Below are 23,372 nucleotides of genomic sequence, written 5' to 3' on the forward strand. Positions count from 1 at the left end.
TTAACATGAGAATATATTTAATAATAGTGTGTTTCTTACTGATTTCACAAGAGACATTTGCGCAAAAAAATACGGTCCCTACTGAAAATGTTCATCACTGGTGGTCAAATTTATATTTTATCCTGGCTTTCGTGGGCGGTTGTATGATAACGGCAGCAATTCAGTTTGCTTTTAGAAAAGGTTCGGTAAATCACTTTGAGAAACAAGGGAGTGAAAAGCTTAATAATAGATTGAATTTGGTTGTGGATGACAATAAAAGGTTGAAAAAGGAAAATAGGGATCTTGAAGCTGAATGCAGAACGTTAAGATTAAAATTTGATAATCCTTTGGTTGAAGAGCTTGCTAAGGATGATGTTAGTAACAATAATGAATTACCGGTATATGACGAAAAGCCCAGGCAAGTAGAGTTTGACATAGTAAATAAACTCCCGGGTCTGACCCATACTAAGGAATCTTTAGCTGTTCTATATTTTCCAAATCCAAATCTGGACGGAGAATTTAAAAATAGCGAAGGCTCAAACAGCTTTATTGAGGGGGCTTCGATTTATAAATTTTCTCTTAAATCTTCTACCGAAGCATATTTTGAATTTTGTGAGGATAGGTCAGCAGTTAGTATGGCGCTGAATCATAGAAATGAATCCATATTGGCCGTGGCTCAGGAAGCCAATGCATATAATTCTGGTGCAACAAAAATTGCTAGTGATCAAAGAGGAGAGGCAGTGCTGGAAGGCGCAAATTGGATAGTAAAAAATAAGGCTAAAATAAAATATATATAATATGATTGTCGACCTGATAGAATATACTGTTTTCCTGATAATTGTTGGAATCCAGATATCCTCCTTTATAAAAACGCGTGCTAAGATTAATGAGTTTAAAATGTCGGTTCCGGATCTTGACAATATTGTGATTACGGATGTTGAAATCACAGATAACCAAATTGATTCATTTATCGATAAAGGGAGTTTTGAAGAAATAGAAAACCTTAAGGTTGATTCTTCAAATTTGATTCGATCGGAAGAGGAATCTTACGATGAGTCTTATGATGAAGAACGTTATGATGATGAACCTGGTGAAGAGGAATATGACGATGAGACGCCGGCTGCTGATCAGGAAATCAGGAAACATAAAGTCAGAGTTGTTGGCTGTTCCAGATTAGATAGCAAAGTATTTGGGAAAATCCTTAGTTCTTTGAACAAATACTTAGTCAGGAATAAACACTCGGTAGCAGATTTTACGCTAATAAAGGATATTGTAGAAAGAAACATCAATACGGTTGAAGATGAAGTGCATTTAACGTTATCAACGCCACTTTATCTTGGCCTGATGGGGACTATGCTTGGTATTGTTATCGGTTTATTTAGTATGTCGGATATGTTAAATACGACTATGACAGATAAAGAACTTAGTTCGGCTATAGGAATGTTATTAGGAAGTGTTAAGGTTGCTATGATAGCAAGTTTTATCGGACTTGCATTAACCATTTATAACTCTTCTATTGTTTTTAAGGGTACAAAATATAATCTGGAAGCGAAGAAGAATGAGTTTTATACGTTTATTCAGGTTGAATTATTGCCATCGCTTAATCAGGGAATTGGGGCTACTCTAGAATCCTTGCAACGCAACCTATCGGGATTTAATGAGAAATTTGATACAAATTTAGATAGGCTTTCCACTGTGTTTGATAAAAACTATGATTCTATTGTTCTGCAGAAAAAGTTGCTGGATCAATTGGATAAAAATAAGGTGTCCGAAATGACAAAATATAATCTTCAGGTATTTAAGGATTTAAATGTTTCATTAGGACAGTTTGAGAAATTTAACGAGCTGTTTGCAAATGTAAATCATTACCTCAATGGTACTTACAGGTTAACAGATAAGACAAATGAACTTCTGGAGAGAACAGAGAATTTTCAGACAATTGCTAACAATATATCTGAAACTGTACAATCCAGTACCCATTTAACGGACTATTTGACTAAACATTTCAAAGATTTAGATAATCATAAACAAAAGGTAGATGAAGCTATCGTTAATATTGGCTTTGGAATTAAAGATACATTTGATGAATTAAAAACTAATCTTGAATCCTCAAGTCAACGATTAAATGAAGAAGCTATTAATCGGAACATCGCTAGCCAGAAGGTTTTTGAATCTTTTACTGAAGAATTAAAGACATCTTTCTCAACCCAGCTGGAAACATTTAATACTGTGATAGAAGAGAAAAAGTCGAACCTGGATTATCTAAAACATCTTGAGCCTCTTCTGAATGAGGTTAAATCTCATAAAACGAGTAAGAACTCAGATCAATTGTATGAGCAAATTGTAGAATTGACAAACATTATGTCTTCATCAAATCAGATGCTGAAACATATTGAAGCAGATGTCAAAACTCCTCTATTAAGAAAGTTATTCCAGATAAAGTAGCAGGATATGAGAAAAGATAAAAGTGATTTTTTTTGGCCGAGTTTTTCCGACCTGATGACAAGCTTGTTTTTTATTATGCTGGTGCTTTATGTGCTTACCTATGTTAAACTTAAGCTAAGTAATAAAGTTTTAGAACAACAATTACAAATAATTAAAACTGTAGAAGCGAACTTGCAGCCTCTTAAAAATGATAAAGAGCTATTCGAATATGAAGAGAATTACAACAGGTTTAAACTGGCTTTTGATGTTAAATTTGAGGCCGACAAGTTTGCAATATTACAGGATGGCCATCTTATAAATGCCGTAGCTACACGAGCTAAAATTACTCAGGCAGGTGAAAAATTGAAAGCTGTAATTGATAGGCTAAAACTAGAAAAGGAAAAAGATCCTGCACTAAGTAAGGTCTCTTATATCTTAGTAATTGCAGGTTATGCTTCTAAAGACTTTAATCCTAAGCGCATGGTCCATAATTATGAGTTAAGTTACTTTAGGGCATTAAGCCTTTGGTCATATTGGAAAAATAATGTGGGTATTGATTTTGAATCCCCGGAGTATAAAAACCTGATTGATTTGCAGATTTCTGGTAATGGATGGGGAGGAGTAGGTCGTTTACCTGGAAACCAGGAGTCTGATAATCAAAGATTTTTAATACAGATCTTTCCAAAGATTGGCGATATTAAATAATGAAGTGGGCAAGTCTATGTATAAGCTGTATACTTTCAATATTGATTTTCTTAAGCTGTTCCAGATCTGGGAAAAGGAGGTTTAGAGAAGATCATATTAATAATGAAGCGACCAGGTACACTGGAATTGCAACAATAAAGTAGACATTCTGTTAAGCTGCAATATTTTGTTTGTTTAATTTTCTTCCAAATTCCTCTGGGGACAAGTATCCCAGAGCAGAATGTAGTCTTTTACGGTTATACCAAGTCTCAATATATTCGAAAACGACGCGGGCTGCTTGCTCTTTGTCAGTAAACTTGTGCTGATATGCACATTCCGCCTTTAGTGTTTTGAAGAAGCTTTCTGCTACTGCGTTGTCCCAACAATTACCTTTCCTACTCATACTTCTGGTGATCAATGGATATTTTTCCAGCAACCATCGAAATTCATTGCAGGCATATTGAACACCACGATCAGAATGAAAAATAAGCTCCTGAGTAACTGGTCGTCTTGATTGGGCCATTTTAAAGCCAGGGATTACTGTATCATTTGCTTTCATCGTTGTGCTTAACGCCCAGCCGATGATTTTTCTATCACCCAGATCGATCACTATTGTCAGATAGAGCCAGCCTTGCCGAGTCCTGATATAGGTAATGTCTGATACCCACACAGCATCCAATATTCCTGGCTTGAAATCACGGTCTAATACATTGTCCGGCACAGGAAATTTATGACTAGAGTCTGTAGTGACTTTAAATTTCTTCTTCACAACGCTTCTAAGCTTTGCTTTTCTCATGATTCTGGCAACCCTTGGCCTGGAAATCCTAATCGCTTTTTTACGGAGCTCCAGGGTAATTCTGGGACTGCCATATATCTTTTTGCTGTTTTCAAAAGCTTGTAACACCTCCGCTTCAATCATTTGATTTTCAATACTTCTATTTGATGGACTACTGATGGTCCATTTGTAAAATCCAGCTCTACTTACTCTAAAAACTGAACACATCTTCCCAACTAAAGATATCTTGCTATGATTCTTTATGAACCTGAATATTTGTTGTCGCCCTTGGAGAAGATGTTGATAGCCTTTTTTAGAATGTCACGCTCTATCTGTGTTTCCCGTAATTCTTTCTTCAATAAAGCTAGTTCTTACTCAGCTGCGCTGAGGATAACTTTACCATTCCCAGGAAAGCTATTGCCTTGTTTACTCGAAAATTCTTTCCGCCAGCGGTACAACAACGCAGAACTAACATCTAGTTCTTTGGCAAGGGCACTCAGATCTGTGCGGGTGTTACTCAGTTCAACACTCATCATCTTGAACTCTTTCGGGTATGCTTTTCGTTCTCTTGACATAATTTCTGTTAAGTTATCAAATTCACTTAACTTGTTGTCCACTCAAATGTAGCAACTCCAAATTTTAAAGTTATCTGCATCATTAAACCCATTGTACACAGCTCTCATTACCGTATCACACACATATTGGATATAATGACACTAGTCAGGAAAAAACAATCAATAAGCAATATTTGAAATTGATTTCTTTTAATAACTCATACAATCATTTTTAACTGATGAAAAATAATTGTACAAGTTATATTCTGGTATTATTATCAGTTATTTTTTTTAGAAAATTCAGTTAGTATGGAAGTGTAACCCATATTGAATTACTATTTGTAACTGTTTAAATCCGATCGAATACTTAAAACACCTGATCGGATTTAACTAAAATATGAAAGTCTAAAAAAGCAAAGTATAATATTTCATAATATGAGATTCAATAAAAGGTGCAGCGTTTAAAGTATCCAATGAATGAATTATTTTATTCTTTTAAAGGTTCTGCTCAATTTAACAAGATCAGCAGCGGATGTGAGAGTACCAAGAATCAATGTGTCTTTATTCAATTTTACTATTTTAACTAGGGTGGTTTCTTCTTTTTGAAATGGGGAATTGAAAATATAAAATGCATGTTCATCACGATCCATTCCTGGGCGTTTTTTTACATAATAAACGTTAAAACTTTTTGGAAAAATCCCTTTTGTATAATCAAAGTATTTCCCGAATTTAAAACGAAAAGGTTCATTAATACTATTATCAAAAAAACCATGCTTTTCTACCAAGTCCCAATTTCCTTCTAGCTTTTCACGCATGGAAGTTACTTTACTATCATCCACTATGATGCTTTGTATTGTTTGGTTGTAATATATTAAGCAACTAATGGCAATAATGATTGTTATTCTGATTATGTTTTTCTTCATTTTAGTTAGTTAATTAGTGACATCGGAGAAGCAGTTTCACTAAGTTTTCTCTTCATTAATATTCTTTCTACATCAGGACCACTTTGCCATTTAGCATCATGCATGTTTTCACAGTAAACTAAAAGATACATAGTCCCATCTGGCATTGTTAAAATATTATCAGTAATATGACCACTCATTCCGTCATATTCCGTCATTACATCAGGAGTTGAGGAAATAGAATTACCTGTATCAGTGGGGGCTTCATAATAAAAATAAAACTCAGGAGTATTGAATGGTTGAACTGTTCCGGTTGTAGGTGTCTGGTCTGGAGCTGGGAAATATCCAGAATTTGCCGGATTTGTTGTTGGAGATGGATTTCCGCCGATTTCAGTACTGCCATCAGGAGATTCCGCTTCTAGATTGTATGCTGATCTATTAGATTTACCTCCAAGTCTATTAATCAAATCTCCTATACTGGTAGAACCATTAGTCAAATCTTTAAAGTATTTACCATATGCCGCTGCTTGTCCCGGATTAATTCCGCCGTTACCGTCACCATAACCTTTAGCATCCATATTAGCTCGAATAGCAGTAGCTAAATCATGCATGTCAATGGTTGTCCCCATACCTGAAACATCAGAATTATTAAATTTAATCTTTCCACCATTACCTACGTTTGATGTGTATACGGCAAGGCCGTTATCTACAAGGCTACTGATGATTAAATCATTACGAGCCATATTGAAATCAGTGTTGGCGGCATTTGAGAATGTTGGAACAATACCTCCTATTAATCCGCCGGCTGTTCCACCACCAATTGGTCCGAAGTATTTAGTCAGACCAACACCTCCAAGAGTTTCGCCTGTAACAACTCCAAGAAGTGCATTATTAACACCATTCCAAAAATTTTCATAAGTTATATCAGAACTGCTTTTGATGCCCATTGCATACCCATCTCTATCGAAAAAAGCTTTAGATGAGGAATCTAAGTATATTTTAGCTGCATTATTCAAAGTACCATTAATTCCAACCCAAGTTGAATTAATGGTTACCCCTGGCAATGATCCGGTAGTAGTATTACCAGCAGATACTGAACCGGATGTTGCCCAAAAACCCCAGCTTCCATTATGTTGAACGATGTCCATACTGGTTAACCCACCCTGCCCGGATAATTCCCAGTGTGTATTTTGAATCGCATCGGTAATCCCATTCTTAGCTATATATTGCATTAGCTCCATCCAGGTTAAAAAAGTTATTCCCCCTAGAATACTGGACAGATTTTTTTTTGGAATCAGTTCGAATTCTTTTTCGATTTGATTTAATGAAAGTACATTTTTCTTCATAGAGGTTGTTTTTTATCCTTTTAGGTTAAAATATATTAATTAAATATCTATTCTGTTGTAGTTATAAAAGTATATTTAATAAAGGTAGTTAAAAAAAATATTTTACATATTTACGACGCAAAAATAGATTTGATTATTTCTAACCTTTTTACTATAATTATGATTTTGCGAATTAGCACCAATATAGGTATTAAACATGCCAGGTTTTTAATAAGTAATTCAGTTATTAACTCATTTAAATATTCCTTATTAAACTAATAATTTTTACATGAAATTCTCGGGCTTTCCTAATGACAGGCAATTAGATATGATGGATTGTGGGCCTGCCTGCTTAAAGATGATAGCAAAGCATTATAATAGGTTCTATTCTTTACAATATCTTCGTGATAAATGTGGAATAACCAAAGAAGGCGTATCATTTGCTGATATAAGCTATGCCGCTGAGGATATTGGATTACGTACACTCTCCATCAAATGCACGCTTAATGACTTAATGCTCAAAATACCTTTGCCAGTTATTGTGCACTGGGATAATAGTCATTTTGTTGTTGTTTATAAAACAAAGCCCAAGTCCGTAAAGACCACAAAAGCTAAATTGATTTTCGGAGAAATCTCTGAGACGATAAATGGAGACATTTATGTTTCTGACCCAGCAAAAGGTTATGTTAAGTATTCAACTGCTGAATTTGCTACTAAATGGGTGAAAGAAGGCAGTGATAAAGGAATCTTGATGGCTATTGAGCCACAGGCAGATTTTTACGAAAAACAAGAAAAGGAAAATCATTTGCGAAGGCAAACCTTCAATAGTTTCTTAGGTTATTTTGCACCTTATAAAAAGAGCTTTGTTAATCTTTTTATAGTCATGCTCCTGGTAACTATTCTACAAGGGCTACTGCCATTTATTAGTAAGGCAGTTATTGATGTAGGTATACAAACTCATGATATTGATTTTATAAACATTGTTTTGGCTGCTAATATCGCTATTGTAGTTAGTGTGCTATTGAGTAATATGGCAAGAGACTGGATACTTTTACATGTTACTTCAAGAGTAAACATCGCTTTGATTTCCGATTACCTGATTAAATTAATGCGTTTGCCTATCACTTTCTTTGAGAATAAAATGACAGGTGATATATTACAAAGGGCCCAGGACCATGAACGAATAAGATCGTTCATTATGAACAATTCATTGAATATGCTCTTTTCTACATTGACATTTGTCGTGTTTGCTATTATAATGTTTGTATATAATCCGGTTATATTCTACCTATTTATAGGAGGCAGTGTAATATATGTGATATGGGTGATGGCCTTTTTGAAAATCCGGAAAAAACTAGATTGGGAATATTTTGAACTTGTTTCCAAAAATCAAAGTTATTGGGTAGAAACCATTGGGAGCATTCAGGATATTAAAATAAATAACTATGAAAAGCATAAACGTTGGAAGTGGGAGAATATACAAGCCCGTTTATACAAAGTTAATCTTCGTGTTTTAAGTGTAACAAATACCCAGAATCTGGGTGCTCAATTTATAGACAGCCTTAAGAATTTATTTATTACTTTTTATTGTGCGAAAGCAGTGATTTCGGGTGAAATTACTTTTGGGGTGATGATTTCAATACAGTTTATTATAGGTATGCTAAATGCACCAGTTGTGCAGTTTATACAATTTATAATCTCTTTCCAGTTCGCTAAAATTAGCTTTTTACGCCTGAATGAAATCCACCAGCTAGATGATGAACATGAACAAGTTGGACAGAATAGCATAGAATTACCTCAAAATAAAAGTTTGGTAATTAATAATGTTGCATTTCAGTATACTCCAAATGGGAAGTTAGTCTTACAAGGAATCAGGCTGATTATCCCAGAAGGCAAGGTTACAGCCATTGTAGGGGATAGCGGAAGTGGCAAATCGACATTACTAAAACTTTTGTTAAGATTATATAAACCTAGCTATGGTGAGATTAGTATTGGTGATATGAATATTAATAATGTTAGTCTTCGCCAATGGAGAGATAAATGCGGGGCTGTTATGCAGGATGGGAAGATTTTCAACGATACTATTCTGAATAACATTGTACTTGATGATGAGAAAATTGATTATGAAAGATTAAAAAAAGCGTTGGATACTGCTAATATTTCACAGGAAATTGAGCAATTGCCCATGGGATATCAAACTGTCATGGGAGAGCAGGGAAGAGGGCTCAGTGGTGGACAAAAACAACGTGTCTTGATTGCGCGTGCATTATATAAAGATCCAGATTATCTATTTTTCGATGAAGCTACTAATTCACTTGACACTATTAATGAGCAAAAAATCACTGCTGCATTAGACAATGTTTTTAAGGATAAGACAGTAATTGTCGTAGCCCATCGTTTAAGTACGATCCGTAAGGCTGATCAAATTGTAGTAATGCGCCAGGGCTCTATTGTTGAAGTCGGTAATCATCAAAGTCTAATGAATAGTAAAGGTCGTTATTATCAGTTAGTACAATCTCAAGTAGAATTAGTCAGCGTAATTGCAGAGCCAATAACTTCAATATCTGGTCATTAACATTAATCATTGTCATGGAAATAACTAATTTAAATAACGCACTACATTCAGAACGTACAGAAGAAGTACAGCATATTATAGAGCGTATGCCTACAAGATTCGGGTTTTGGATAACAATGATTGTAGCTTTTCTCTTTGCCCTAATGGCCATTTTTGGCTGGCTTATCCGTTATCCTGATGTTGTAACAGGACAAATTGTGATTAATGCAAATGCAGCCCCTGTTAAACTAATTGCTAATGCCTCCGGTAAACTTAAACTATTACATATTAAATCTATGGGAGACGTTAAAGAGGGTGAGGTAATTGGCTATGTAGAAAATTCTTCTAATTTGCGAAACGTAATTTATTTGGACAGTTTAATCAAAAAATATAACCCAAATAGTAATGGTATACTTGAGCTTAGTCAGAAACTTCCAAATAAGTTCTCACTAGGAGAATTAAATGTGAAATATTTCTCCTTCACTTCTGCTTTGCAATTGTTTAAAAATTATAAGCAAGATCATTTATTCGAACAACAGCAGCAGAACTTGCAGGAAATATTAAAAGAGCAACAAAAAGCTATATTAGCTGCGGAGAAACGAATAGAAATGAGTATGAAAATGCTGATTTTTGCTGGTAAATTTTATTCTCGTGACTCTTTGTTATTTGTGAAAAAGGTAATCAGTGAAACGGAGCTTGATAAATCTCAATTGGCTCATATCAATGCTAAGGATAATTATCAAAGTGCTTTAAATAATCTAATCAATTCGAAACAGCAGTTGCAGCAAACTCAAAGTAAATCACAAGAACTTGATATTACTAAGCCTGAGAAAGAAAAGGAATTACAAATCGCCTTAATCTCTACTTATAATGATTTAGTTGACAATATTAAAAGCTGGGAACAGAAATATATTTTTAAAGCACCATTTGGTGGAAAAGTTCAATTTCTGAAATTTTATACTGAAAATCAATTTGTTCAGAGCGGGGAAGAGATATTTACTGTTATACCTCAGCAAGGTCTTGCTCTGGGACAGGTTATTTTACCAGCTATTGGTGCGGGTAAAATAAAAAGTGGTCAGGAAGTTATAGTAAAACTAGATAACTATCCATATAGAGAATATGGATCTGTAACAGGAACTGTAAATTCTATTTCTTTAACCACGAGTACTACCAAAACAGAAAAAAATAATATTGACACTTATCAGATTTTGGTTGACTTTCCAAATCAGCTAAAAACAAATTATGGATCTATCCTTGCGTTTAAAGCAGAGTCAAAAGGAAGCGCCGAAATTATTACTAGCGATAGAAGGCTGATTCAAAGATTATTTGATAATTTAAAGTATGTCATAAAGAAATAGAGCAGACCGTTGGAGTTGCTATATTTGAGTGGACAGTATATATATCTTAACAGAAATTATGTCACGAGGTACTGTCATCAAAGTCAAGTTTTATTTGTAATATTTTTGTTTTAATCTGCTGTTTAAAAATGTCTCAAATACTTTTTGATAGAAATGGAACTTTTACAGGGTGATTATATGATCATATTTTATGAACCTGGGTTTCTTGTTCGGCTGCATAATACGGTGCTGTAGAATCACTTTTTAATGCGACCCATTGGGCTTGAGGCTTAAATTCCTCATTCTTTTGCCACAAAGTATAAATTAACGCTAATAGCTTTTTCTGTACTGCGACATAAGCTTTCATTTTTTTGTTATGCCGTGCAAGAATACGGTCGAAGAAAATCTTCATATTACCTACGTCATATCGTATCATATTAAATGCTGGCATATGTAGCACCCGACGGATATGACTACTACCTTTTTTTGATATTTTGGTTTTCCCTTTGTGGTTGCCAGACTGATTTTCGATCACATCGTAACCTGCATAACTGATCAATTGTGAAATGGACTTGAACAAGAGAAAGCCATTTGTTTCGCCCAGCACAGTGGCAACGGTCATGTGGCCTATACCTTTAATAGCTACGATATGATCTACCCTCTCAGCTATTTTATCGTCGCTATAAAGATGGGCATGAACGTTTTTCTCAGTTTCCCTAAGTTGCTTGTTGATGTTGAGAATTAACGTTCTAAGCTGTTTTTTTACTTTTTTGTTACTGTAAATGCTATTTTCATCAGCATGTAACTGGTTGTTAAGACTTGTCTTAAGTTCCTGAAGGCTTTGATGGTGACGAGTTAGAGCCCTTAATGTATAAAAAAATGCATCCAATGGTTTCCACAACTCAAGGCATTGTTGAGCGCCCATACAGGCGAGTCCAACAGAATCCATCTTATCGTTCTTAGTTTTAAAACCCAATGCCTGCATGTACTTCTTTGCTTTTGTAGGTAATACTACCGCAGTCTCGAAACCAGCTTTAAATAAAAAAAAGGCACACTCTTCATAATATACGCCGGTAGCTTCCATAACACATATTAAAGGAATCTCATCCTCTTTTTTATGCCGATTGAGCCATACGAGCATTGCTTTAAATCCGTGTTCATTATTATCAAACTTTTTTGTAGCTTGAACTTTTACCTGTTGCCTGTTATCGATCACAGATAAACATGTATGAATATCTTTCATAGATATATCCATACCAAAAGAGTATTTTAACATATTTTTTGATTTAATAAATATTAATACAGAAATCCTTTTATACTGCCTTCTCTCATATTTTATGCAGGATTATTGAATAGTATTCGATATCCTTAAGTACTGTTCTGGCTTTGTAAAAAGAAACTAACGGCAGGTTTACCTCGTGAACGATATCCATAAATGGTATCTGAAAGAACCTAATCAAAGTGCTGCCATTAGTTCTGTTTTTTATCTAATTTAAAGATATGAGAAAGAAAGTCGTACCCGAAGGAGTTTAAGCTGATGACCTCCTCCCTGTTATTCAGACTGTCAAAAGTGGAGTTTTCGATGTTTTTACCTGCAAGTTAATAAATTCTTTGGGAGTCAGATCATTAAGGCTGCTATGCGGTCTGTAGTGATTATACTCCCATCTAAAATTCTCAATTTTTTCTCTGGCATCTTCCAAAGAAAGGAACCAATTCACCGATAAACACTCATCTCTGAATTTACCATTGAAAGATTCAACGTAGGGATTATCAGTAGGTTTTCCAGGTCTCGAGAAGTCCAGGGTGACCTGGTTCTGGTATGCCCACATGTCTACATCTCTGGATATAAATTCACTCCCGTTATCGCACTGAATCCTTTCAGGAAAGCAGCCTTCCACCAGACATGCCCTGGTCGATTCGCCCACAACATCTGACCCCTTGAGTGATTTTCCAACCAGCAACCCATGACATATTTTACTACAGTTATCCACTATAGTTAAGATTCTGAAACGCTCCCCATTGAATAAAGCATCCTGCACAAAGTCCATGCTCCATACCTTATTTATTGCTTGAGTCTCCAGCCGTTCCAGACGATGTGCCGCACTTCTGCTACGTCTGGGCCGTTTGGTACGCAGATTCAATCCACAGGCTTTATAAATACGATAAACCCTTTTATGATTGTCAAGAAAACCTTCACGCCGCAGCAAAACAAAAATCCGCTCAAAGCCATATCTCACACGTGTCTGCGCGATTTCATTGATCCGCATTTTCAGCAAGCCTTCATCACGGCGATGATGAAGGTAATAATACATAGATTTCGGCAGCCGCACACATCGGCAGGCCCTTTGTACCGATACCCGATAATTATTAACCATCCAACTTGCCATTTCTTTTTTATAAGGCGACTTCACAACTTTTTTTTTATCACATCCTGAAGCATTTGCTTATCCAAACTCAGATCAGCTACCAGCTTTTTGAGCTGAGCGTTTTCCTCTTCCAGTTGCCGTAATTTCCTCAATTCAGGAATTCCTAATCCACCATATTTTTTCTTCCAATTGAAAAATGTAGCCTGTGAAACACCCATCTGCCGACAGATTTCCTCTACGCGTGTACCCGTCTCAGATTGACGCAGGGCAAAGGTGATCTGCGCCTCAGTAAACTTTGATTTTTTCATTATGTCAATTTAAGTATTTTATCTTTTTGACACCGAAAATCTCTACTTTATAAAAGTCCGCTTTTGTGGGAGGAGGTCAAGTTACAAGTTGTTGTATAATCATAACCTAAAATAGATGTTGAACAACCACCATCACTACCACCAGCGCAAATTGTTCCATATAATGGTGAAGCAGTAATAGAACAATTATCATTTTCTGTCGTAACATTATTACTAATTATAAGTTGCTCCGGTCTAATTGCCCTGCTTATTTTTCCGTTGGCGTAAACCCATCCATTTAAATACTTTCCAGATATTCCATAATATATTCTCTCAGAAGATCCTTAGTTTAAGAATTTTTATCAAGTTTGCCTTCTACCTGTCGCTCATAAAGTGTCTTTAACTCTCTTGTAATTCCTCCATTTTTGCCCGGATCCAGCTCCTTTTCTATCATAATTTTAATACATATGGAAATCATATTCCAGGCCATATTCTCGTCATTATAATCGCTTACAGGTTTGGCCTGAAAAGGCAAAGCAGAAAAAGTTTGTAGATTATATTTACCATTTCTTCCCCACGGATAAGGGACTAAGATAATTGGCACCACTTTGACAGATTTATTCTCTAAATAACGATCTATAATTTTGGGGATTTCTTGTTTTACAATATAGTCTGTATCGAAAAAATGATCGCTAATCATAAAAAAAACAATATCAGCATTATCGAAATTTTCTTCGATTTCCGAGTTCCAATTACTACCTGCCTCTAAGTCAGAACAATACCATGGAAGTTCTATTAGGTCATTATCTACTAGTGGCTTTAAATATCTAATAAACGTATCCACTCGTACAAGGTCTTTTTTGGAATATGAAATCGCAACCTTTCTTTTCTTTATATCGTTATTTAAATACATTGTATAATCTTTTAATTTAAAAATTTTTTCTTCTAATTTGTTTGATTTTGAATAGTCAGGTAAACGAGTTTCAGTAAACTCGAATCTTCCAATTTTAGCATATTCATTCAATAAATCAATAGCAATAAAGTTTTCTCCATCGAGAGTTACTAGTTCAACAATTTCATAATCTTTGTTTATTTCTTTGATATACTCAATAACTTCTTTTATAAATATGCTTTTTGGGCCACTAATGTGATAAACATCTATATGAGCATTTCCATCGTCACTACCCAAATTGAATTTAATCATAACTATCTCGTGAGTAATTTGTCCTTTTATAATTAATCCATTTTTCCAGTAATAATAATGTCCATAATATGAATCCTGTTCTTCATCAAGAATCATTTTTCCATATCGTTGAAATAGACTGAGAATAACACTTTTATGTATAAAACCTGAATATTCGAATCTCCTAATGGGGATTATATTCTCATTAAGAAATAAATTAACATTATTTCCAGGATGATCTTCCAAATATAGTGGTGCAATATATTTGTTATTATAAGGATGTTTGAAAATAATCTTGAACTCTGTCATAACTTCAATTAAAGCTAATGCTTCTTGTTTATCTTTACTCTCCAGAGAGTTAACAAGGTCTTCGAGTTTAAATTCTCCGTTTTTTTCAGATAAGTCATTTAATGCATAATAAATATTGTCAATAACCCATCGCTTTTTAGCGTATATCTTATCTTCTGGTAAACCTTTAGGGAACCATAGAATAACACCAATTTGTTTCAAGTAACTGGCAAGATATTTTGTTCGATTAAGATCTATTTTTTCATTTAGAATACTATTGCAGTAGGCTTGAAATTCAATCAGACTTAAAATTGGTTTACCTGAATATTCTAGAAGATTATCTTTGACTTTCTCATAAAACCTAGGTAGTTCTGCACCAATAAGTTTTGTTTCATTTAACATTTCTGTTATTATTGAATCAAAATAATCAAGGTTTCTACCCGTTGTTATAGCTAAATTAAGAAACTCATAGACGAATGGGTATTTTTTCTTTATCGCTTCGTTGTTTAGTGACCTGACCAAATTTGGATTATCTACTTTATTCTGAATTATGAGTAATGAGCTATTATATTGTTGTTGTTTGACGATTTCAAATCCAAAATTATCTGATTCAGCTTCTTTTGTAAAGTACTTTACTGAATCTAGCCAATATTTTATTGGAAAATCTTGTGTTTGTATTTCTACCTCTGATCCCTTATTATTAATTTGTTTTGTCTTCCTCGATTTCATTAAATTAGTGTCGACCTCCCATAATAAAATGTATATGGTATTTACACCAAAGAATAAGTGGTGAGTGTCATGGAAATAATCATGACCCCCAAAGTCAAATAACCGAATAACGCAATTTTTACCAATAGATTTTATCTCGTATTTGCTATTAATTATTTGCTCATGCATCCAATGTGTGGCAGCATGTGGCTTTTCCAGATCTTTTTTGTGATTGAGATATTTGGCTAGTGTAGTTTTACCAGCTTCACTGTTTCCGACTAATATTACTTTAATGTCCTTATTTATGTAGGTATCACCATCTCTAATGTCTTCAAAATAGCTTAGTACTGCATCTCTCCCTGTATTAATAGTTTGAATAGGAGGTTGTTCAAGTGGGTTGTTGGCAATATTGATAGTATCTAATCTCCATTTTGAATTCTTAATATCTAAGTTTAAAATTAATTCTTCAATTGGTCTTAAATCTCTAATCCCATTTGTATGCAGATCAAGAGTACTTATATTCAACACTCCTTTTAAAAATGAAATATCCTCAATTAAATTATTACTGAGATATAATTCTTTTAAATTGATCAATGAATTTAGCGATTCTATTCTATTAATCTTATTGTTATTAAGATGAATAACAATAAGATTCTTCAGTGAGCTAAGATTTGGTACTTCTTGGATGTTATTATTACTAACATTAATATGTTCTAAGTTTTTTAAACTTAATAATTCATTTATGCTTTTGATGCCCCATTTGTTCCAAGCTTTTTCACCGTCATTCCAATCACCACCACATATTAATTTTTTTAGCTTTTTAAGCCTTTTTATTTCATTAGGTATGGATTGTAATCTATTCCTAGAACCAGTATTAATACTTTCACGTCTCTGCCACTTACCATTCTTGAATTCTGACCATTCGTTACTGATAGTTAACTCTTCGAGATTTGTGCATTCAAAAAGCTCTGGCAATAATGATAAGTCAGTTATTCCACATCTTCCTAAATCCAGTGATTTCGATTCCTCTAAGAAGCATTTAAATATAAGCTCGAAAGCTTTTTGTATATCTGTATTTAACGAAAGTGGTTCAGTTATTTGATTACTATCATTTTTTCTTTTTTTTGAAGTCCATAAGGGTCTAATCATGGGATGGTATAATACTCTGCTATAGAGCGCATTATTGTTTTTTCGATTTAGACAAGAGATGCCAAGGTTTTGAAAATAATCAAAAAGGATATGTAATGAATCTTTGCTCTTATACTCTTGTAATAGTATTTTTTTAAATACCGAACGCCTATGTTCTTCAGATAACATTGGTAAATTATCATAGGGATTATCCAGATAGCTAAGAGCATTTCTAATATTTGAAGCAGTAATCAAATCAATGTTTCCCGTTTCTTTGAATTTTATCAAGTTATTGATCCAATTATTCTGATAAACGCCGGATTTGGCTAAAACCCGTTTATCAGGATATGCATTCCATAAGTTTTTTAGATATGCATTAAAATCTATATATGCGACTAATTCTCCGCATAATTTTAAAAGATCATGTTCTTTGGAATCTGGATCTACATTTATTAAATATTCTCTGAAATTAATTTTAGGATCTGAAAGCCGTTTGCGGATATTCTCATATGAGATACGATCTAAATGGTTCCAATTTTTAAATTCTGCATATTTATCTTCGGCTAATTGATAGTAATAATTGTCAGAAGATAGAATTTGATTAATTTGAGAATCATTCATAACTATTTCAATACTTGCTTCAAAAACAAGCTGTGTACTGGTTTCGTTACGAGTGTCATAAGCTCCAGAATAGTTATTATAGAAGCCTATGTCATTAGTATATAAGTCAAAAGAAATATCTGGAGTTTCTTGCTCATAAAAAGCTTTTATAAGAATATTATGGCTTTGGAAATGTAGAAGTCTCCCCGCACCAGTAGCCAAAAATGGGCTAGCAATAGTTTTAATGTCTTTAAGTTTTTTTACGGTCTTTCCTATTTGTGTGCCTATTTCTTTGATAGCTGCATAACTACTACCTATCATTTCATCGTAGGTACAGGCAAACGCTATAAATTTTGTCCTTGAAGTCGAATTAGTTTTAACAACAACAACTTCGCCAAGTTCAAATCTTACATCATAAGGAATTTCAACGCCTAATTTATCAAGTCCAGATGAAAAGTGAAATGAGATTGCACCGTCAGTATCTACTGGAACTATAATAAGATCAGCCTTAGATGCAAAGACATCTGCATATTTAATGTGAAGCATGGTGGTTTAAATTGAGAGAGTTAAAAAAGTAAAGATATTTATTGCAAATGAAATTAATATATGTTAATAGAATTTCTTTATGTGAATTTGCTATGGTATATATGGAATAATATATTATATAACATTATGCTGAAGGATAAGACCTTAATACATATACTCAAACCCATTATTACCAGCTATAGTAATCAAAGGATGAATATTATCTGTAAATCTATTTTTAAGATCTTCCTTACTTAAACTATTCAGCAATGATAGATCGGGGAGAATGGTTAAATAGTCTTGAAGTAACTTATTTTTAGGAGAGCTATTAAATACAGTTTTCAATGCTAATTCTTGAAGATCAAAGTAATCATCAAAATATCTATCAAAAACAGGAAGTTTATCAGATTTACTATAATTGAAGATTTTATCCGCAGGAATCAGGTTCCAAATCATATCATGGGACACAAATGCAAATGGTACAAAATGGTCAATAGCATATTCATTTATATGGAGAGAGTTTTTCGTATATATACACTTTATAGGCCCTGTTTGTTTAATAACAATATCCCAAAACTCTTTTCTTGGTTTTAATAAACTATTTCTATGCGGAGGTTTAAATAGTTTGTTTGCGATATTAGGTACGTTTGGATTTCGCTTTTGAACATAAAGACACAGGTGCCAATAACAAAATGCTTTTAAGATTCCACTGTTTTTAGTTAAATAAGTGCTCCATTTAGGATTGATAATTATAGAGCGCTCATCTACAGCATAAAGACAATCGTTCGTAAACAATTGAGATGATTTATAAATATCTTGTTTATTACCTTTAATACTGATAAACCAAGGGCTCAGGAAGCAATAAGGTACTTCTCCGTCAAAATGTCTTAATGTTTTGATTGTTTGTCTTATATCGGAGGATATTAGCTTTTGGACTATTCTATCTTTCTTCTCATCTATAGCCAGTCCTTCTACTTCAATAATTAACTTAATAGCATTTTGGAACTGATCCTGCACACCAAAAGATAGATTGAAATAGTTAACCGTATACCAGGCATTTGCAACCATACGAGCAAAAAGAGACTGCTTATCAATTATATAATTACCTTTTTCAATTGATTCAATAATTGAAATGAACCAATAAAATTTATATGTGGCTATAGTATTTTTGAAACAAGAAGAAAGGATGTGAATAGGCAGACTCTTATCAGCAGGTAAATTATTCATTAAAGTGTATGAGGTTAACGCTAATTTGTGAAGATAATCAAAATTTTAGTCTGTCTTACGCACTTATCCTTGTTCTTCCTCTTTTTTCTCAACTCCTAAAAGGGTAACGGTGCGGCTTTATCCATGTCTAATTGATCTCACATCAAGATAATTCAACTTAAATCTCTTTGCTTCTTTAATGTGAAATATTATTACATTAAACAAAATCGGTGGTAAATAGCTTATTCCACATACACAGATATTTCCGTAATTTTTAGGCTTTACGGTTAACCATAATTAATGACCCTGTTTAATTGACAAATTGCATCTTAAATATTAATCAATTAAATAAATTATTATGGCAAGTTTTAAAGTTATCTGTATTACCAAACCAAATGTTAATAGTTCTCATGAGCATATTACTCACATTGGTTATTATGATTCTAATTTAAAAAAAGTAATTATTACTGTAAAAGATGCGATTAAGCGTATTGATGCAAATTCATTAGAGTTTTATGTTCAAACTGGAAGTGATAAAGCTTATGTAAAAGTTGTGAGAGTGCAAGGGCATGAGGCTTTTATAAAAACCATTCCTGACAATACTAAAAGAGATAATTTGTTGAGTCTGCCTCAGTGCTAATCGATAAATTAAGCACTGGTAATAAAGTCCGATATAATTCGGGCTTTATTACTATAAATTGACCAAAAATAGCATAAGCGGATAAATTAAATAAGTCTTGTTATCTTATCGCTAGATATTTGGTAGGGGGTATATTAAACGAGCTAAAAGTCTTTAGTAATAGAAGTTTCACACGCATTAGCCATTTCCAGGTTTATTCTCCAATACGTTATGAATACTTTATAAGTGTTTCCCCTTACTCTCCCGATACAAACGATCTTTTAGTTTGAATGCTTCCAGTTTTTCTTTTAAAGCAGCAACCTTGAGTGAGTATTGAATAGCTTCATTCATGATCTGTTTTTCTCCGGCTGCAATACCTGAAGATGCATGCCTGATAATTGTATTCTCAAGCAATTGATCAATATCATGATTACATAAAGCTTGCGAATTGTAATACTCCTCGAATTCTTCAGGTGTCCACCATTTGCCTGTAGGCTTGTGATACAACCATGCTCCAGCAAGTAGCGCATCTTTCACTAATGGCCTTAACCTTACCCAATCTCCTTTCTGTTTGCCATAATGACTTATACCCATGCAAACAAAACTAATAACTAATATTTTGAATTACTAAAAATATTAGTAAACTGTTTTAGTAGTAGAGATTTTAAACTTTAGAGAGGAGATTTTTACCATACTGGGCCATCCTTTATTCTGAATCTGGTATATTTAATACCCATACCATTGCTCTAATTTTGCAGTCAACAAATAAATCTTGTAAATCATCAAAAAATGAAAACACGAATTAACATTGAAAAAGTAGAACCAGCAGGATACAAAGCTATTCTTGGATTAGAAAAGTTCATTGAAAGTACTCCGCTTACCAGAATACATAAAGACCTGATTAAGATCAGGGCTTCTCAAATAAACGGATGTGCTTTTTGTATTAATATGCATACTAAAGATGCCCGTAAAGCTGGCGAAACAGAACAACGCATTTATGCGCTGAATGCCTGGCGTGATACCCCGTTTTTCTCAGAAGAAGAGCGTGCAATTCTAGCCCTGACAGAAGAAGTTACTTTAATTAGCAATCATGTAAAAGATGAAACTTATGAACAGGCTGCTAAAATATTAGATGAAACTTATCTTGCGCAAGTGATCTTAGCGATTATTACTATTAATGCATGGAATAGAATCGGTATTTCTACTAACCTAATTCCAGCTTAGATCTGAGATAGGAGATTAAATAATTTAGCACAGAATTATATTGGAGTTTTAAAATTTATTGTTCTACAAAAGCCTTCATCCCGAAGGCTTTTTTGATTTATAACCGCCAAAGGAACAGCGGATAAATAATCTATAAACTATTAAAAATAACTCTTTGCAGTGAAGAATAAATTGTGTTATTTCGCGGCTAATTAGAATTAGTATAAATAAATAGTACATGAAAAAACCTTTACACCCTAATAATTTATTCCACAACTTACAAACGGAAAAATCACTACTTGGTTTAAGTACGTTCTGGACCTTAAGTTGTTTAACCATACTCTTAATGTTCTGTTGTTCCCAGAATGTTCAGGCTCAGAAAATAAAGACAGGTACTGGAGAAATAACCGGTCTCATTACCACTAATGAAGGAACAGAAGCTCAGGGTGTCACTGTAAAGCTAAAGGAGCTTAACAAAAGTACAAAGACAAATTCTGCAGGTGGTTTTGAGTTTAAAAAACTCCCTTTAGGAAATTATACAGTAGAAGTCCTGATGATTGGTTATAAAACCAACAGTACTAAGGTTATTCTTACTGAAAGTAAACCAACTGACACAGTCGAAATCAAGTTAAATTCATCAACAGAGAATCTTGAAGAAGTAATTATCCAGACTGGAGGAAACCGCTTTGCTAAAAAAGAGAGTGACGATGTTTCTAAAATGCCATTAAAAAACATAGAAAATCCGCAGGTATATACTATCGTAAGTAAAGAACTTATGAAAGAGCAGATTGTAACAGATTACAATAGTGCTTTTAAAAATGTTCCGGGAGCAGGTATTGCAGAAGTAAGAAATCAGGGGAGAACAACTTCTATTTCAAGAGGATTTCCTACGCCTCAGTTAGTGCGGAACGGGGTAGGTAGTTTTACCTATACAACTGTGGACCCAGCCAACCTGGAGCGTATTGAAGTAATTAAAGGCCCTTCGGCTACTTTATTTGGAAGTACGTTATCTTCATTTGGAGGATTATTCAATAGGGTTACCAAAAAACCTTTCGATACCTTCAAAGGTGAAATTTCTTATTCGGGAGCAAGCTGGGATTTGAACCGTTTAACTGCTGATATCAACACACCTTTAAATGCTGATAAGACTGCCTTATTAAGAATTAACACTTCTTTACATAGTGAAAGAAGCTTTCAGGATGCAGGATTTAATAAGAACTTCTTATTTGCACCAAGCTTTTCTTATGCTGTCAATGATAGGATGACTATTTTAGTTGATATTGAATGGGGTGGGTTTAAAGGAACTTCACCTACACGTTTAACACCTTTTATCAATCCAAAAGCAAAAGCAAGGAGTATTACAGATATGAATATTCCTTATAACTTGTCTTTTGCGAATAATACAGTCAATTATACCAGTCAGCAATATAATATCTTCACACAGTTGAAGTATAAAATTTCTGAACAATGGAATTCGCAAACAGTAATCTCACGCACCAGATCTTCATCTGATGGTTATGTTGTATCACTTACTGCGGTGAGTGATTCGACATTAAGACAATCAGTTACCAACCAGGAATATCCTTTTTATGGAACTGATATTCAGCAGAATTTCATAGGTAATTTTAAAATAGGTAAACTTAGAAACAGAGTAGTTGCAGGTCTTGATTTTTACAGCTTACGCGCAACAAGAAACGATGCTATAGTTAACATGCCCGATTTGAACTATAGAAAACCAGGTCTTGCATACAATAACTTTAATTATTCTAAAATATCGCCGTTATTCTCGGCAATTGATGTGAAAAAAGTAACCAATTTTGTGACCAATAATGAGAATACATATAGTGCTTATGTTTCTGATGTATTGAATGTTACTGATAGGTTATTAGCCATGGCGAGTTTACGTGTCGACAGATATTTCAATAAAGGAAGTTATTATCCAAACGTAGATTCTACTGCGGGTAAATTCAATCAGACAGCTCTTTCTCCAAAATTCGGATTAGTTTACCAGATCGTGAAAGACAAGGTGTCCTTATTTGGTAATTACATGAATGGTTTTAACAATGTGAGCGGTTCAGACTTTAATGGCAATACTTTTAAACCTAACCAGGCTAATCAAATGGAAGGTGGTTTAAAACTTGATTTGAGTAAGATCACAGCGACATTCAGTTACTATGATATCAAAGTGACGAATATGCTTATTGATGACCTTAATCACCCTAATTTCTCTGTACAGGATGGAACACAGGTGAGTAAAGGGTTTGAGGCCGAAATTATTGCCAATCCTTTCCCCGGTTTTAATATCGTAGCCGGATATACTTATAACAATAGCAAATTCACAAATGCCAGTGCAGCTATTCAAGGATTACGTCCATCAACAGCGGGTTCTCCTACAACAGCGAATTTTTGGGCAAGTTACCGGATAATCAGAGGGCCGGTTCAAGGTTTAGGATTCGGGATTGGTGGAATTTATGGTAGTGAATATTATCAAACTAATACCGCAACTTTTAAATTTAGTATTCCTTCTTATACTGTGCTTGATGCTTCTGTGTTTTACGACAGACCAAAGTTTAGAATTGGTATGAAAGTGGACAATTTGACCAACGAAAAATACTGGTCTTATAGACTAGCGGCTCAGAATCCTACAAGGGTTACTGGAAATATAACGTTGAAATTTTAATCTTTAACAGATACCTTCATTGATTAGTTATGTTCTGATCAATGA

The 23,372-nt window shown here is 34.0% G+C and carries 16 protein-coding genes and 1 pseudogene; 8 read left to right on the forward strand and 9 right to left on the reverse strand.

Annotation, left to right across the window (positions count from 1 at the left end; genetic code table 11):
* Positions 1–5: 5 nt before the first annotated feature.
* Genes HDE68_RS05815 through HDE68_RS05825 form a run of 3 tightly spaced genes read left to right on the forward strand, consistent with a single transcriptional unit; the run spans position 6 to position 3,108 of the window.
* Positions 6–776 (forward strand): hypothetical protein, encoded by a 771-nt coding sequence (locus tag HDE68_RS05815; RefSeq protein ID WP_183879786.1) that lies wholly within the window; start codon positions 6–8, stop codon positions 774–776.
* Position 777: 1 nt separating this feature from the next.
* A complete protein-coding gene (locus tag HDE68_RS05820) occupies positions 778–2,424 on the forward strand; it encodes a hypothetical protein (RefSeq protein ID WP_183879788.1) in 1,647 nt (548 codons plus the stop codon).
* A gap of 6 nt (positions 2,425–2,430) precedes the next feature.
* Positions 2,431–3,108, forward strand: a complete 678-nt coding sequence (locus HDE68_RS05825) for a hypothetical protein (RefSeq protein ID WP_183879790.1) — start codon at positions 2,431–2,433, stop codon at positions 3,106–3,108.
* 151 nt (positions 3,109–3,259) lie between these two features.
* Here the strand turns inward: HDE68_RS05825 and HDE68_RS05830 are convergent.
* The 4 genes and pseudogenes from HDE68_RS05830 to HDE68_RS05840 form a co-directional block, all read right to left on the reverse strand.
* Positions 3,260–4,165 (reverse strand): annotated as a pseudogene (locus HDE68_RS05830) (IS3 family transposase); the annotation flags it as partial.
* Between the two features lie 68 nt (positions 4,166–4,233).
* Positions 4,234–4,437, reverse strand: a complete 204-nt coding sequence (locus HDE68_RS26690; RefSeq protein ID WP_411267912.1) for a transposase — start codon at positions 4,435–4,437, stop codon at positions 4,234–4,236.
* A 461-nt stretch (positions 4,438–4,898) separates the two neighbouring features.
* Positions 4,899–5,339, reverse strand: a complete 441-nt coding sequence (locus HDE68_RS05835) for a hypothetical protein (RefSeq protein WP_183879792.1) — start codon at positions 5,337–5,339, stop codon at positions 4,899–4,901.
* A 5-nt stretch (positions 5,340–5,344) separates the two neighbouring features.
* The gene (locus HDE68_RS05840) at positions 5,345–6,664 is read right to left on the reverse strand and encodes a hypothetical protein (protein ID WP_183879794.1); all 1,320 of its coding nucleotides are present in this window, start codon (positions 6,662–6,664) and stop codon (positions 5,345–5,347) included.
* A 268-nt stretch (positions 6,665–6,932) separates the two neighbouring features.
* Between HDE68_RS05840 and HDE68_RS05845 the strand changes: the two genes are divergently transcribed.
* On the forward strand, positions 6,933–9,218 hold the full coding sequence (locus tag HDE68_RS05845; protein WP_183879796.1) for a peptidase domain-containing ABC transporter: 2,286 nt from the start codon (positions 6,933–6,935) through the stop codon (positions 9,216–9,218).
* A gap of 14 nt (positions 9,219–9,232) precedes the next feature.
* Complete coding sequence (locus HDE68_RS05850; protein ID WP_183879797.1) at positions 9,233–10,555, forward strand: HlyD family secretion protein; 1,323 nt, start codon at positions 9,233–9,235, stop codon at positions 10,553–10,555.
* A gap of 181 nt (positions 10,556–10,736) precedes the next feature.
* Here HDE68_RS05850 and HDE68_RS05855 read toward each other — a convergent pair whose 3' ends face one another.
* The 4 genes from HDE68_RS05855 to HDE68_RS05870 all read right to left on the reverse strand — a co-directional run bounded on the left by HDE68_RS05855 (position 10,737) and on the right by HDE68_RS05870 (position 18,846).
* Complete coding sequence (locus HDE68_RS05855) at positions 10,737–11,810, reverse strand: IS110 family transposase (protein WP_317617685.1); 1,074 nt, start codon at positions 11,808–11,810, stop codon at positions 10,737–10,739.
* A 280-nt stretch (positions 11,811–12,090) separates the two neighbouring features.
* Positions 12,091–13,208 (reverse strand): IS3 family transposase gene (locus HDE68_RS05860; RefSeq protein ID WP_411267913.1). Its coding sequence is split into 2 segments (ribosomal slippage): positions 12,091–12,947 and positions 12,947–13,208, totalling 1,119 coding nucleotides; the frame shifts between segments, so codons are not numbered across the junction.
* A 328-nt stretch (positions 13,209–13,536) separates the two neighbouring features.
* Positions 13,537–17,640 (reverse strand): leucine-rich repeat domain-containing protein, encoded by a 4,104-nt coding sequence (locus HDE68_RS05865; protein ID WP_183879803.1) that lies wholly within the window; start codon positions 17,638–17,640, stop codon positions 13,537–13,539.
* A 144-nt stretch (positions 17,641–17,784) separates the two neighbouring features.
* A complete protein-coding gene (locus tag HDE68_RS05870; protein ID WP_183879805.1) occupies positions 17,785–18,846 on the reverse strand; it encodes an HNH endonuclease domain-containing protein in 1,062 nt (353 codons plus the stop codon).
* A 337-nt stretch (positions 18,847–19,183) separates the two neighbouring features.
* Between HDE68_RS05870 and HDE68_RS05875 the strand changes: the two genes are divergently transcribed.
* Positions 19,184–19,465: a DUF3892 domain-containing protein gene (locus HDE68_RS05875; protein WP_183879807.1), complete on the forward strand. Its 282-nt coding sequence runs from the start codon at positions 19,184–19,186 to the stop codon at positions 19,463–19,465.
* A 219-nt stretch (positions 19,466–19,684) separates the two neighbouring features.
* On the opposite strand, the gene HDE68_RS05880 is transcribed toward HDE68_RS05875, so the two are convergent.
* The gene (locus tag HDE68_RS05880) at positions 19,685–20,038 is read right to left on the reverse strand and encodes a hypothetical protein (RefSeq protein WP_183879809.1); all 354 of its coding nucleotides are present in this window, start codon (positions 20,036–20,038) and stop codon (positions 19,685–19,687) included.
* Between the two features lie 195 nt (positions 20,039–20,233).
* Between HDE68_RS05880 and HDE68_RS05885 the strand changes: the two genes are divergently transcribed.
* Positions 20,234–20,668, forward strand: a complete 435-nt coding sequence (locus HDE68_RS05885) for a carboxymuconolactone decarboxylase family protein (protein ID WP_183879811.1) — start codon at positions 20,234–20,236, stop codon at positions 20,666–20,668.
* Positions 20,669–20,885: 217 nt separating this feature from the next.
* Positions 20,886–23,327 (forward strand): TonB-dependent receptor, encoded by a 2,442-nt coding sequence (locus tag HDE68_RS05890; protein ID WP_221300674.1) that lies wholly within the window; start codon positions 20,886–20,888, stop codon positions 23,325–23,327.
* The last annotated feature ends 45 nt before the right edge of the window (positions 23,328–23,372 follow it).

This window comes from Pedobacter cryoconitis, assembly GCF_014200605.1.
Lineage (GTDB): Bacteria > Bacteroidota > Bacteroidia > Sphingobacteriales > Sphingobacteriaceae > Pedobacter > Pedobacter cryoconitis_B.

Bases quoted from the DNA above. Each gene is read 5' to 3' on its own strand.
- HDE68_RS05855 (WP_317617685.1), bottom strand. From the start codon at position 11,810: ATGTTAAAATACTCTTTTGGTATGGATATATCTATGAAAGATATTCAT.
- HDE68_RS05845 (WP_183879796.1), top strand. From the start codon at position 6,933: ATGAAATTCTCGGGCTTTCCTAATGACAGGCAATTAGATATGATGGAT.
- HDE68_RS26690 (WP_411267912.1), bottom strand. From the start codon at position 4,437: ATGTCAAGAGAACGAAAAGCATACCCGAAAGAGTTCAAGATGATGAGT.
- HDE68_RS05850 (WP_183879797.1), top strand. From the start codon at position 9,233: ATGGAAATAACTAATTTAAATAACGCACTACATTCAGAACGTACAGAA.
- HDE68_RS05820 (WP_183879788.1), top strand. From the start codon at position 778: ATGATTGTCGACCTGATAGAATATACTGTTTTCCTGATAATTGTTGGA.
- HDE68_RS05870 (WP_183879805.1), bottom strand. From the start codon at position 18,846: ATGAATAATTTACCTGCTGATAAGAGTCTGCCTATTCACATCCTTTCT.
- HDE68_RS05865 (WP_183879803.1), bottom strand. From the start codon at position 17,640: ATGCTTCACATTAAATATGCAGATGTCTTTGCATCTAAGGCTGATCTT.
- HDE68_RS05875 (WP_183879807.1), top strand. From the start codon at position 19,184: ATGGCAAGTTTTAAAGTTATCTGTATTACCAAACCAAATGTTAATAGT.
- HDE68_RS05885 (WP_183879811.1), top strand. From the start codon at position 20,234: ATGAAAACACGAATTAACATTGAAAAAGTAGAACCAGCAGGATACAAA.
- HDE68_RS05890 (WP_221300674.1), top strand. From the start codon at position 20,886: ATGAAAAAACCTTTACACCCTAATAATTTATTCCACAACTTACAAACG.
- HDE68_RS05840 (WP_183879794.1), bottom strand. From the start codon at position 6,664: ATGAAGAAAAATGTACTTTCATTAAATCAAATCGAAAAAGAATTCGAA.
- HDE68_RS05835 (WP_183879792.1), bottom strand. From the start codon at position 5,339: ATGAAGAAAAACATAATCAGAATAACAATCATTATTGCCATTAGTTGC.
- HDE68_RS05880 (WP_183879809.1), bottom strand. From the start codon at position 20,038: ATGGGTATAAGTCATTATGGCAAACAGAAAGGAGATTGGGTAAGGTTA.
- HDE68_RS05815 (WP_183879786.1), top strand. From the start codon at position 6: ATGAGAATATATTTAATAATAGTGTGTTTCTTACTGATTTCACAAGAG.
- HDE68_RS05825 (WP_183879790.1), top strand. From the start codon at position 2,431: ATGAGAAAAGATAAAAGTGATTTTTTTTGGCCGAGTTTTTCCGACCTG.